This window comes from Martelella sp. NC20 (assembly GCF_013459645.1).
Taxonomy (GTDB): Bacteria; Pseudomonadota; Alphaproteobacteria; order Rhizobiales; family Rhizobiaceae; genus Martelella.
In genome coordinates this window covers 2,898,825-2,910,676 of sequence record NZ_CP054861.1, presented here as the reverse complement: position 1 = coordinate 2,910,676, position 11,852 = coordinate 2,898,825, and the positions used below count along the sequence as shown (strand labels likewise).

General features: G+C 61.6%; 9 protein-coding genes and 1 tRNA gene. 3 read left to right on the top strand and 7 right to left on the bottom strand.

Features of this window, described 5'->3' with window-relative positions:
• Window positions 1–23: 23 nt before the first annotated feature.
• Entirely contained in the window at window positions 24–686 is a 663-nt protein-coding gene (locus HQ843_RS13815) for a DsbA family protein (RefSeq protein WP_180897777.1), read from the bottom strand.
• Between the two features lie 612 nt (window positions 687–1,298).
• Between HQ843_RS13815 and HQ843_RS29775 the strand changes: the two genes are divergently transcribed.
• Window positions 1,299–1,880 (top strand): TetR/AcrR family transcriptional regulator, encoded by a 582-nt coding sequence (locus HQ843_RS29775; protein WP_180897778.1) that lies wholly within the window; start codon window positions 1,299–1,301, stop codon window positions 1,878–1,880.
• Window positions 1,880–4,417 (top strand): PEP/pyruvate-binding domain-containing protein, encoded by a 2,538-nt coding sequence (locus tag HQ843_RS13800; RefSeq protein WP_246710425.1) that lies wholly within the window; start codon window positions 1,880–1,882, stop codon window positions 4,415–4,417. The genes HQ843_RS29775 and HQ843_RS13800 overlap by 1 nt, the downstream gene beginning before the upstream one ends.
• Before the next feature lie 254 nt (window positions 4,418–4,671).
• Here HQ843_RS13800 and HQ843_RS13795 read toward each other — a convergent pair.
• Window positions 4,672–4,747, bottom strand: a tRNA-Ala gene (locus HQ843_RS13795).
• A gap of 237 nt (window positions 4,748–4,984) precedes the next feature.
• Window positions 4,985–5,374, bottom strand: coding sequence for a TIGR02300 family protein (locus HQ843_RS13790; RefSeq protein WP_180897780.1), 390 nt, complete (start codon window positions 5,372–5,374; stop codon window positions 4,985–4,987).
• Window positions 5,375–5,585: 211 nt separating this feature from the next.
• Here HQ843_RS13790 and HQ843_RS13785 point away from each other — a divergent pair, with 211 nt between their 5' ends.
• Window positions 5,586–6,176 (top strand): transglycosylase SLT domain-containing protein, encoded by a 591-nt coding sequence (locus tag HQ843_RS13785; protein WP_371822025.1) that lies wholly within the window; start codon window positions 5,586–5,588, stop codon window positions 6,174–6,176.
• Here the strand turns inward: HQ843_RS13785 and HQ843_RS13780 are convergent, their stop codons facing one another.
• From HQ843_RS13780 to HQ843_RS13765, 4 genes are all read right to left on the bottom strand, one after another.
• A complete protein-coding gene (locus HQ843_RS13780; RefSeq protein ID WP_180897781.1) occupies window positions 6,177–7,301 on the bottom strand; it encodes an alginate lyase family protein in 1,125 nt (374 codons plus the stop codon).
• Window positions 7,302–7,303: 2 nt separating this feature from the next.
• Window positions 7,304–9,964: a tetratricopeptide repeat protein gene (locus HQ843_RS13775; RefSeq protein WP_180897782.1), complete on the bottom strand. Its 2,661-nt coding sequence runs from the start codon at window positions 9,962–9,964 to the stop codon at window positions 7,304–7,306.
• Window positions 9,965–10,062: 98 nt separating this feature from the next.
• Window positions 10,063–11,109 (bottom strand): alginate O-acetyltransferase AlgX-related protein, encoded by a 1,047-nt coding sequence (locus HQ843_RS13770; protein ID WP_180897783.1) that lies wholly within the window; start codon window positions 11,107–11,109, stop codon window positions 10,063–10,065.
• A gap of 2 nt (window positions 11,110–11,111) precedes the next feature.
• Window positions 11,112–11,852: a hypothetical protein gene (locus tag HQ843_RS13765; protein ID WP_180897784.1), complete on the bottom strand. Its 741-nt coding sequence runs from the start codon at window positions 11,850–11,852 to the stop codon at window positions 11,112–11,114.

Below are 11,852 nucleotides of genomic sequence, written 5' to 3'. Positions count from 1 at the left end.
CCGGAAATTCTCCGAACGTGCGGTCAAAGCATGCTGTTGATGAGGGCCGACATGGTGTCAACCGACATATCCCCCGCATATTTCTTTCCATTGATCAGGAAGGTCGGCGTGGCGTTGACCCCGAATTCATCCGCACCGCGTGTTCTGACGGCATTAATGTCATCAAGCAGCTTCTGGTCCGTCAAGCAAGCCTGAAAGCTTTCCTGTGTAAAACCGGCAAGTTTCGCCATTTGCAACATCGCGGCGCTGCCGTCTTCGGCCGTTGCCCAGGTGCGCTGCTGCTGGAACATCATGTCGACGAACGGCAGATACTTGTCGTTGGGGGTGCAGCGGGCGAGCATGAAGGCCGCCATGGCGCGCGGATCGAAGGGAAACTCACGGAAGATGTAATAGACCTTGCCGGTATCGATAAAGTTTTCCTTGATCGCCGGAAACGTCTCTTCCTGATAGGTGGCGCAGTGCGGGCAGGTCATCGACATATATTCGATGATCTTGACCGGCGCGTCCGGTTCTCCGAGAGCGATATCGGGAAGAGCGCCTGGTTCGAGCGCCTTTTTCATATCGACGCTACCCTGGCTGTCCGGCAGGTCCTGCGCGTGGGCGGCGGAAAGGCCCATGGTTCCGATTGCCGCGCCGACAGCCGCGCCGCGCATCAGGTTCCGCTTTGTGATCTCGAATTCAGGCATGTCCTGTACCTCGTCTGTTTCCCGTAACTCTCACTAGCGACCACCGCTGAAATGCACAAGCCGCGAGCCGCGCAGAGGCTTCAAACAAATGTGACCGCAGCATGCTGAACAGCGCGTGAATTAAAGCTACTCGAAAATCATGTCCGGATTGGTGAAGCGGTTGTCGAAATCGAACGGCAGGAACGGCTGGCGGATTTCAAGCCGGTTTTCGTACAACATAAATGTCACGAGTCAGCCGGCTTGAGCCGTTTGAACTTCCTAACCTATTGAAATGATTATCGCCGAGAAATGGCGCCTCCATGACTTTAACCTTCTTTGTCACTCAGATTGACCCGCGAAGTCAAAAAAATAGGCCCGCCGAAGCGGGCCTTTCAGTGAAACTCAAACATTTTGCGTTATCCCATCGACCGCCAGATCGGTCGCGAGGTCATGGGCGACGTGCAGGGCGGATCGGTGTCGTGGCAAATTGGGAAGTCTCTGAGTTTAGCCCTCTAGCAGAGAAGCTCCGACGCCTTGCGGGACGCCCCATGAGCCGTTGTTGGAGTCTTATTAAATTGACATATGTATAAAAATGGACGATCGTATAAATCGAACTTTCGATCAGAGGGCGTTATGTCCAGAACAGAACGATCCCGCAGGCAAATTTTCGACTCCGCCGTCATCGAGTTCGAGGCGGCGGGCGTCGAAGCCACCTCCATGGAGAAGATCGCAAGGCGAGCGGGACTGACGCGAGCCACGCTCTACAACCTCTTTTCCGGCAAGGAGGAAATCGCCGAGATCATCGTTGGCGAAAAGATCGGTGTTTGGGATGCCGAGATCAGACAGCGTTTGACCGAAGGAAGCGACCCGCTTGAACTGATAGTCGAAGCACTTCAACGAAATGCCGAGACCTGCCTTGCGTACCCTCGGATCGCCGTCTCAGTCCTGACTTCACCGCAACGCCATGCTCCGTCAGAGAGCAGAGGCCGGTATCCGTCATTTCGCCATCTGATCGTTGACCTGATGAAAGCCGCGCAGGCGGAGCGTCGTTTGCGCACTGACCTGCCCCCGGAAACCCTGATGTTCATCGTCATGGGGCTCTACGTCCAATTCATGATTCACCAGATCGTCAAAGGCGGGCCGATGCCGCCAGAAGCGATCCCTAAACTTGTTCGGACGACCTGCGAAGGTATCGGGCCGCAGGAGCGTGCGTGATGCGTCTATTCTTATCTTACCCCGAGGCTGCCGCTGCCGGCCCCGAGCGTGTCGGCGGCAAGGCTTGGAACCTCGCCCGGCTCTCGGTCTGGGGCTTCCCCGTTCCGCGTGGACTTGCGGTTGAGCGAACCATGTATCGGGATATCCTTGCACATCCGCCGATCAAGGCGATGGTGGAGAAGGTCGGTGGACTCGACCTCGAGGCGGTTGTCGGAGACGGCGCGGCACCTTTGCTCGATGATCTTCGTGCCGCCATTTCAACGACAGCGTTGGAGCCGCACTTATGCGATGAGCTTGACGGTGCGCTCAATGAAGCAGGGCTGGCCGACGAGCCGGTTGCCGTGCGATCCAGTGCCTCGGGCGAAGACGGCGCTCGCCATGCTTTTGCAGGCATACATGAGAGTTTTCTCAATCTTCGAGGGACGGAGCAGATTGCCGACGCAATCCTGCAATGCTTTGCCTCGCTTTGGACGGTACAGGCGTTGGCCTACAGGCGCCGTCTCGGCATATCGGATAGCGAGATCGACGGCGCGGTTCTGATCTGCGCCATGATCAGAGCCGAGGGGCAGGACGAACCCGTCGTCGCGGGCGTGACGTTCACAGCCGATCCAAAGGACGGGCGGCGCGATACATTCGTCGTCGAGGCGGTTCAGGGCCTCGGCGACAAGCTGGTCAGCGGTCAGGTCAAACCCGAAACCCTGCGCGCACGTTTTGCGCGGCGTGGCTTCCCCTCCCCGGAGAGCAAGGTTCTGCCGCGCGAGGCGCTGCATGAACTCCTTGTTCAATGCAACAGGGTTCATTGGGCCTGTAGCGATGGCGAGACCCCGCAGGACATTGAATGGGCGTGGGACGGCAAGACGATATTCATCCTACAGGCCCGGCCGATCACGTCCCTGCCGCATCGGACCTTCCCTGAAATTGCCGACCAGGTGGCAATCTGGACCAATGCCAATTTCAAGGAAGTCCTTTCGGGCATCATGTCGCCGATGGGATGGAGCGTCGTGCCACAAACGGCGGCCGAAACTTTCTTCGACCTTCATCATATCGCCGGCTACCGCGAACCGGAGGGGATGCAGATCGTCCGGCGCTTCGACGGACGCGCCTATGTCGATGCCGCAATCATCCAGTTCTCGGCCTATGACGCCTTCGGCATCTTGCCCGATGAAACGAACCGGACATTCGGCGGCTTCCAGCCGGAGATAGGTTTACCGGAGACCGGCACGAAACGCCGTGGCCGCTCGCCACGGCAAATTCTGCATCTGACGCGGATCATGAAGGCCCTGTCGCGCGGACGGAAAAGCCTGCCGAAGCTGCTGGAGCGCATGGAGGAACGGGCACTGGCGCGAAGCCGAGAGGACTTGAGTCATCTTTCCCGCGCCGACCTGCTTGCCCAAGCCCTGTCGCTCAGCGAGCCCGAATGGCAGCCGCCGTTCATGCTGGCGAACGCCATGGGCAGCACATGGCTCGGCATCGCGCGGCAGGTCGGCAAGAAACGCCTTTCCGCTTCTGATTTCGACGCGCTGGTCGGTGGGTTGATGGCCGCGCGTGGCGGAGTGGTCAGCGCGGATCATGCCTACGAGTTGCAAGACATACGATCCCGCTTCGTTCCCGGCAGCCCGGATTATGACAGCGCCATAACCGGATGGAACGAAAAATATGGTCATCGCGGTTTCAACGAGTTCGACATCGCGTCGCCTCGCTGGTGCGAAACGCCCGATCAGGTCCAAACCATGGCGGAAGGGTTGGAAGCGGGCGCGACCAATCCCGCGACGGCACAGGCAGCACGTAGCCGCGCGGAAGCCATGCTCCGCAGCCTTCCGTTCCTTTTTCGCCGGATCGTGGCCTACGCGATTGATCGAGCGGCAGAGGGCTTCCGCATCCGAGAGCAGGCCAAGTCCTGCCTCGTTGCGACAGTGGGAATCTCCCGTCTCATCGTCTTGGAATGGGGAAGAAGGCTGGCCACTGACAACAGGATCGCGGATAGGGATGATGCCTTCTTTCTCACCTTCGCGGATCTTTGGGCGTGGGCGAACGGTCATTGGGATGGTGATGGCGCGCAGCACATTGTTGCCGCGAGAAAGGCGCAGCTCGCAGCGTGGAAAGTCGCGCCCGAACCGGCCGATGTCATCCTTGAGAAAGCAGAGGGTCTGGAAACCTTCTCGACCTCTGTGCCCGCATTCCAGGGCAATCGACTGCAAGGCAGCGGCGTTTCCCAAGGGCAGGCGCGAGGGCCGGCCGGCAAGCTGCACTCGCCATCAAGCGCAGCGAAATTGAAGAGCGGCGACATCCTGGTGGCCCGTTCCACCGACCCAAGCTGGACGCCACTGTTCCTGCGGGCGAGCGGCATCGTTGTGGAGATTGGCGGCTATCTCTCTCACGGGGCCATCGTTGCACGCGAGTTCGGATTGCCGGCAGTCGTGAATGTTCCAGGTTGTTTCGAGGCAATTCCAGACGGGGCCGAATTGTTCGTCAACGGTAGCCTTGGGTTGATTGAGATCGGACGGGCCCCGCCACAGGGCGGCGAAACAATTGGATGAGTCGAGTGCTTGTCCACCACACAGCATTACCCGCCAGCTAGGTGTGCGAAACCGGTTGGCTTATTGCAACCACCCCGGAACTAAGCGATCGCCGCTCTCAAACTGTGACCGCTAGCACCATCTCCCGAAAAAGCAGACAACAAGCCCGCACCACGGCTCCAGACGCACAAAAGCCCAAGCTAAGTGACAGGAAAGGTCAAAGCCCGTCCAAAAAGGTCAATCTATGTGGCGATTTACAACAAAGGAAGATGGTTTGGTGGAGCTAAGCGGGATCGAACCGCTGACCTCCTGCATGCCATGCAGGCGCTCTCCCAGCTGAGCTATAGCCCCAATCTTCAGACCGCCGGGGCAGTGCGAAGCGACGTTTTCGCGTCGGGTGGCGGCTTGTTACTGTGGTTTTTCTCCCGATGCAAGCCCCAAAAAATTCAAAGCCCGGAAAAAAATCAGCCCTGCCCGATCTGCCGCCGAACTTGCCCGAAAACGGAGATCTTCCGTGCCGCCAAAATCAAAACGCCGGCTCGCTTGGACCCGGCGTTGCGTCGTCATCAATGATCGCGCGCCGCGATATCAGCTGTCGTCGTCGTCATCCGAAACCCCGATAATGCCGGTGACATCGTCGTCGTCGTCATCGTCGGCCTCAAGGAAGGTATCGTCGTCGTCATCAAGGTCGACATCGTCATCGTCATCGTCGTCGCCCGTAACATTGTCGGAGGGGCTGTCGTCATCCGACGCCTCGATCGAGGCCAACGCGACGTCGCCATCTTCGGTGTCGACTTCCTTGACGTCGTTTTCCTCTTCCTCGGTTTCGACGACCGCGATCGAGGCGGTATCCTCGAAATAGGACAGCGGCCAGGAGCCCCCCGAATAGGGCGAAACCACCGGGTCCTTGTTCAGGTCATAGAATTTCTTGCCGGTATCCGGGCATGTTCTTTTGGTTCCGAGTTCCGCTTTCGCCACGATCGACCTCTCATGTTGCGGTTGAAGGCTGGCACCACCAGCGCCTGTGCGCTTTTGCATCAGGCGGTCCCTTATCGTCATGCCGCCCGTCTGTCAAAGGCTAAGTTGATCGTTTTTCGGGCCGCCGCGGAAGCCGGGCGGGATCGTCAATTTCGACGTTAACCATTTTTAAGAACCTTTTCTTAAATCCTGCCGGATAGATGCTGTTTCCATGTCTATTCGTCGTATCGCAACCCTCTTTGCGGTGATCTGCCTTGCCGCGCTCGCGTCTTGCTCGACCACGGTCAGCAATGTCGGCAACAGCTGTGCGATCTTCGCCCAGAAGAACGGCATGTTCGAAAACTGGCGGCGTGACGCGGAGAAAGCCTCGCGCGATTACGGCGTGCCGGTTTCGGTGCTGATGGCGACGATCTACGTCGAATCCTCGTTCGACTCGCACGCCCGGCCGCCACGCAAGAAAATCCTGGGCTTCATTCCGGGTCCCCGGGCCTCCAGCGCGCTCGGCTATTCGCAGGCGCTCGACGGCACCTGGGAGGAATACCAGTCCCGCAGCGGCCAGCGCGGCGCCAGCCGCACGGATTTCGGCGATGCGATCTACTTCATCGCCTGGTATCACTATCAGAGCCACATCCGGAACGGCATCGCGCTCAACGATCCCTACAACCTCTACCTCGCCTATCATTCCGGCCACAGCGGATATTCCCGCGGCGTGTGGAAAAGCCGGCCGGTCGCCAAGAGTGCTGCCGCGCGCGCCCAGAAGATGACCCAGACCTACGAGGCCCAGCTTCGACGCTGTTCCTGACTACTTTCCGCCAGCAAAACACCCCGGCTGCATCGCCGGGTTGTTGCGGTAGAGCAGGGTCATGTCTCCCCCGAGCTTGGAATTGGACAGCGGGCGCAGCGGCGCAAGCTTTCGATCGAGATCGCCATCGCTCACCAGGCTGAGATAGGCCTCAAGCCAGGCGATCGTGAACGGTTCCTGTTCGGCGAGCCCCTGCGGGACCGATTGATGGACGCCGGCGATCTCAGCAACCTTCGAAGGGTCTTCAATGCCCGCAAACGCGAAGCCGACCGCCTTTTCGATCACCGCTTCTTCCTCCGCGGTATAGCTGTAGTCATTGTGGCAGATCAGCGCGGCCGAGGCCGTCAGCGGCGCGAGCGCATGGAGCTGATAATGCAGCGCATATTTCCCCCGGCGCATTTCGTAGGGCATGCTGCCATCCGCGCCGACGGTCGCCAGCACGGCGCGATGGCTTGCAAACGCCCAGTTGATGAAATCCTGGCTTTTGACGATCAACGCGATTTCCGTCACCGCATAGGCCGCCCATAACCGAAGATTGCCGAGTCTCGCCTTTGGCGGGGCGTCATTGTCCCAGTACTCGATCAGGACATCGCCGTTCTTCTTCAGCCAAGCCTCGATCGCCGCCTTCTCGTCGGTCAGACCATCGGCCAGATCGCGCACCTGACGGTAGGCGCTGGCAATTCCGCCGACGCGGGCGGCGTAGGTCATCTTCGCGTTTTCGGTTTCCAATTTACCGAAGGCATCGGCTGCGGCCCAGCCATGGATGCCGTTGATCACGCAGGCCGCGTTGATGGCCGCAATGCCGGGATTGGCCCGGGCATCATTGGCAAGGCCGGCGATCTGACGGATGAAGCTATCGGCGTCCTTCAGCGCCGCATCCACCTCGGCGTCGCTCTCCTCATCGAGTTTCGAGCGGTCGACGCTGCTTTCGTCATAGCGGCTGCCATAGTCGAGCGTGACGGTCGGCGGCGGAAATGTCGGACACGCCTCGTCGCCATCCGCCGCGAAAGCAGGAGAGCCGGCGAGAGCAACAAAGGCGGCCCCGGCCGCCAACCGGCCGCACTGGAGGAAGGATGGTCGCGGCGGTGAATAATCGGCCAAATCGCAGCCCTTTCGTTTGGTCATGTTCAATGCAGTTTGAGACCGGAGAACAGGGTCCCGGCGGTTTCATTGCCCGCTGCGGCAGCAGCCTTCAGCCATTCCATCGCCTTGTCGGCCGAATGCTCGACGCCGGCGCCGAAGGCATAGGCCTGGGCGAGCAGTAGCATCGCCTCCGCATCGCCGGCGTTGGCGGCATTTGCAAGCCAGTCGGTCGCTTCGCTCACCTCGTTTTCCGAGGCAGGGTCGCGGCGCAATGTCTTGGCCAGTTCCCGCATGGCCACAGGATCGCCGGCCTCTGCGGCCTTGCGATAGGCGGCCTTCATGTCGAAGGCCTCGCTGACCCTGTTTCTGACGGATTCAGGCGCATATTTCAGCCGGTTGGCAAGACCGGAGAGATCGGAAGGGGCGGCCTTCTCAAGCGCCTCCAGCAGAAGTTTCGCGTGTTCCTCTTCCTGATAGAACCGGCTGTCGGGATCGGAATACCAGTCGAGCAGCCGGCGCGAGGCGGGCTCGTAACCCTGGCCGTGAGCGGCTTCATAAAGCTTGAAGGCCTCCTCGCGATCGGCGATCGAGCCGAGCGTGGTGTAGATGTCGGCGAGCTTGACCTGCTGCCAGCCCTGATCCGGCGACAGCGCGAGGGCGACATCGAGCGCATCGTCGGCCTCATCGGGCCGCCCGGCGTTCAGCGCGTACTGGGCCTTGCGGGCAAGGGCGTTCAGATCGCAGGGCATGGCCGCCTTGGCGCGTTCATAGAAAAGCGCCCGATCCTCATCGCTTGTCGCCCGGGTCGCGGCGAAAAGCAGGGCCTCGAAATCGCCATTGGCGGCGATGTCCGAAAGCATGTCCTGCGGCGGCTCGTAACGGCCCTTGCCGGCGGCGCGATAGGCATCGTCGAGATGCCAGAGCGTGGAGCCCTTGATCTGCCCTCCGGCCTCTTCAACGAGCGCCGTGGCCTTGTCGAGGGAAGCGGCATCATCGGTCGAGGCGGCCATATGGATTTCGGCGAGCACGGTCTTGGCCGGGATATCGCCGGTGGCCGCAAGCGCTTCCAGGGCGGAGACAACGCTGCCGCGCTCCGCGTCGGTTCCTGCCGCATGATAGGCGCCTTCCAGCACCGAAGCCTCGCCGCCGGCCTGCCCGCGCATCGCGGCGCGCCAGTGCCCGACGATGTCATCGAACCGGTCGGGGTGCAGCCGCGCCAGAACCGACGTCAGGTCTCCCGCCGCCCCGGTGCTTCCGGAAAGGGCGGCGCTCTGCAGGCGGGCTGTCGCCTCCGCATTGTCGACAAGCGTGTCGGCCGTGATATCCTCCGGCAATTGCGGCCAGTTATCGCGATCGAGATATTTCCACTTCTCCCACTCGGCCTTCTGCGGGCCATCGGGACTGGCACACAGCAATGCGTTCTTCAACGCGTCCACGGCCGTGGTCTTGCCCTCGGCGGCGATCAGTTCCTTGAGCAATTCGACGGCCTTCCGGCGGTCGGCCTCGTCGCCGTCGCGCAGGTAAAGCCGGGCAAGTTCGAGCTTGCCCGCGCTGTCGCCGCGCTCGGCAGCCGCTTCGAACAGCCGCCGGGCCTCCTCCTGCCCCTCCCATGGACTGTTCTCATCAAGGCTCATCGCGCCGAGCCGTGAAAAGGCCCAGCCCGGCGCATCGGGAAAGCGCGCCAGCGCCGCCAGCCTGTCGTGATATTTCTGCCGGTCTTCCGGCGTGTCGAGCCCGCGCGCGGCGAGCAGCCGCGTGGCGCCGGCAAAACCCTCGCGCTCGCCGTCTTCGGCAAGCTGATCGTAGATCGCCATCGCCCGTTCCGGATCGGTCGGCACCAGCACGCCATCCTCGTAGAGCTTCGCCATCTGCACCTTCGCCGGAACGATATCCGCCTCAAAGGCCTGCTGGAGATAGCGCAGAAGCCTGGTGTTGTCCTTTTTGATGCCTTCGCCGGAAAGGTGATAGCGCGCGGTCTGCCAGGCGGACTGGCCATCGCCGAGATCGGCGGCGAAGCGATACCACGCTTCGGCGAGCGCATGGTCCTGCGCGATCACCTCGCCGCTTTCAAACGCCCGCGCGATCCGCCGCACCCGCCCGCAAATCGCATTGTCGAGATTGCCGAGCAGGGATGAAAAGCCGAGCGTGAAGGCCAGTTCGGGGTCCATGTCCCAGCCCGGAACCTCTTCACCCCTGCTGGTTTTTTCGGCCAGATAAAGCACCGCGTCGGGATCGCCATTATAGGCGGCCTGGAGTTTGCGCTGGATACCCCGGTCGATGTCCTGCGGCACCGCCTTGCCCTCGAGATAAAGGTCGGCGAGAAAGTTCACCGTGCCCGGCGTCGCGGCTGGCCCGATGGTTTCCAGCTCGGTGACGAAGCCGGTCGCCTTCAGGTCGTCGAAACGCTGCGCCTCGACATAAAGCGCCACGACATCGAGCAGATAGGCCGCCCTGCTGTAATAGGGATCTTCCTGGCGGCGCAGATCGTAGGCGGACTTGACGGTGTCGAAATATTTGTCCGCATCGATATTGCGAAGCCGCATCAGTTCCCGGTCCAGGTCGCGATATTCGACGCCGGCCGGCAATTGCCGGCCATCCCAGTTCGACCACTGCAGTTCCAGCGCGTCGTTGGACTTGCGGTCGGCGCACACCTTCGCCGCCTGGATGTCGGGGGGACGGAAATCGATGACGGGCTGCTGCGCCATCGCCGCCGATGCTCCGGCCGCCGACATCGCAAATGCCAACAGAAATGACCGGCCGAGGCCTCGTGCATACGCTCTCGAACCGGCAATGCCAAACCGCGTCATTCGCTTCCCTTCGTCGCCGCGCCGCACCCTTCCGCTCCGCAATCGCCGGCAGCGCTTGCCGCAAGCGTCTCCCACGGCTGCGGACCGTAGCTTGCGAGATTACCTCCCGGCGGCACTTCCCATATCAGGAACAGCGGCGGTCTGGACTGGAAATCGCCGGACCGGAGATAATCGGTCACGGCCTTGAACGGGCTGCCCGAAGCGCTCGCCCGGTTATCGACGTCCATGCTTGAGAGCTGTTTCAGGAACCCGTCGAAATGGCTCTGGCCATCGGCCGAGAACCGCGACCCGACAAGCACGACCGGCGCTGGCGCATCGGCCCCCAGAATGTTGAACGGCCGATCGGCGGCAAACGCCTCCTCGCCCACGGTCTCGTAGCGGGTCTCCGTCACCGCCGGCAGGCTCTCGCTGCAATGGGCCTGGATTGCCTCGCGCAGGTCCGATCTGCGGGTGTAGTCCTCGCCCCTTGTGGTGGTGAAGGTCATCAGATTGGCCTTGCGCGATTGCGGCATCGCGTTAAGCTTTTCGGCGATCGCCTCGGCGGCAAGGCGCGCGCCATCGCTTGTCCACAGCGGATCGGCCTTCTGGAAGGCAGGACTGTCATCGGACGTCTTCGCCCGCATCGGCGTCAGCAGATCGACCGCGACCACGCCCGCAGCATCCAGCCGCTTGACGGCTTCCTGATAGATTTCGGTATTGACGGTATCCTGGTAGCCGTAGAGCCACGCCGATTGCGGCACCTTGTCGGCAAGCACCTGGCTGCGCGTTGGAACGGGCACAAAGACCAGAATGGTCCCGTGCGCCTTCAACAGCTTTGAAAACGCAGAGATGCTTTCCACCAATGCCGGATCGGCGACCGACTGCATCGCGATATCGTCCATCACGGTAAAGAAAAACCCGTCCTGGCCTTCAAGCGCCTGTGGCTCGCTCTTGTCCGCCAGATTGACGCAACCGTAGAGCGATTGCGCCTCTTCGGCATGCGCGATGCCGCAACCAAGGCCGGCCGCGATACACAATGCCGCGATCTTCGTCACACCAACCATGCTCATCCTCCCCCATCTTGAGCCTCGGGCTCCGGGAATGCCCGCAGCAGGTTTTCCGCCGCGGTGCGCGTTCCCAGATCCGAGCTTTGCCGCGCCATCAGCAGAAAGCTGCGCACCGCCGCGGCATCCTCTGTGGCAAGCGGTGCGCTGGATGCGATCATCATGGCCATCTGCAGGGCCAGGTCCGCATCGATGGATTGCTGATTTGCCACCGCCCGCAACAGCGCCCTCGCCTTTTCCGGTTTGGTACCGAACGGGTGGCCCTGCGTATAGAGGCGCGCCAGCGCGATGGCCGACGCCGCATCGCCCGCCGCCGCCTGCGTGGCGAGCGCGTTTTCGATATGGGCAAGCCGCACCGGCGAAATCGCGCTGGCCCGGTCCGACAGGATATCGAACAGCGCCGGTATGGCGTAAGTGCGGCCATCATCCACCGCGATCGCGAGATACTGCGCGACCTTGCCGTTCAGATCCGGCCTGTTCATCGCGAGAAGCCGCTGGGCCAGCCGGTAGGCGGCCAGCCCGTCGCCGACATCTGCGAGGATCTGGAGCTCCGTGGTGGTCACCGGCTCGTCGGCAACGATCCGCGCCCGGATATCCTTGAGCCTTGGGGCATTGTCGTACATCGAGGCCACGCGCTGGATCGTCACGGGCAGCCCTTCAAACCGCAGCGGCATGCCGGCGAAAGCAAGCACGGGCAGCAACACAAACGCGGCGGCAATCGCATATGCCTTCGCGAACGCCAT

Coding starts and splice junctions, on each gene's coding strand:
- HQ843_RS13775 (WP_180897782.1), bottom strand. CDS start 9,964: ATGGCGCAGCAGCCCGTCATCGATTTCCGTCCCCCCGACATCCAGGCG.
- HQ843_RS13765 (WP_180897784.1), bottom strand. CDS start 11,852: ATGGCGTTCGCGAAGGCATATGCGATTGCCGCCGCGTTTGTGTTGCTG.
- HQ843_RS13800 (WP_246710425.1), top strand. CDS start 1,880: ATGCGTCTATTCTTATCTTACCCCGAGGCTGCCGCTGCCGGCCCCGAG.
- HQ843_RS29775 (WP_180897778.1), top strand. CDS start 1,299: ATGTCCAGAACAGAACGATCCCGCAGGCAAATTTTCGACTCCGCCGTC.
- HQ843_RS13785 (WP_371822025.1), top strand. CDS start 5,586: ATGTCTATTCGTCGTATCGCAACCCTCTTTGCGGTGATCTGCCTTGCC.
- HQ843_RS13770 (WP_180897783.1), bottom strand. CDS start 11,109: ATGGTTGGTGTGACGAAGATCGCGGCATTGTGTATCGCGGCCGGCCTT.
- HQ843_RS13815 (WP_180897777.1), bottom strand. CDS start 686: ATGCCTGAATTCGAGATCACAAAGCGGAACCTGATGCGCGGCGCGGCT.
- HQ843_RS13780 (WP_180897781.1), bottom strand. CDS start 7,301: ATGACCAAACGAAAGGGCTGCGATTTGGCCGATTATTCACCGCCGCGA.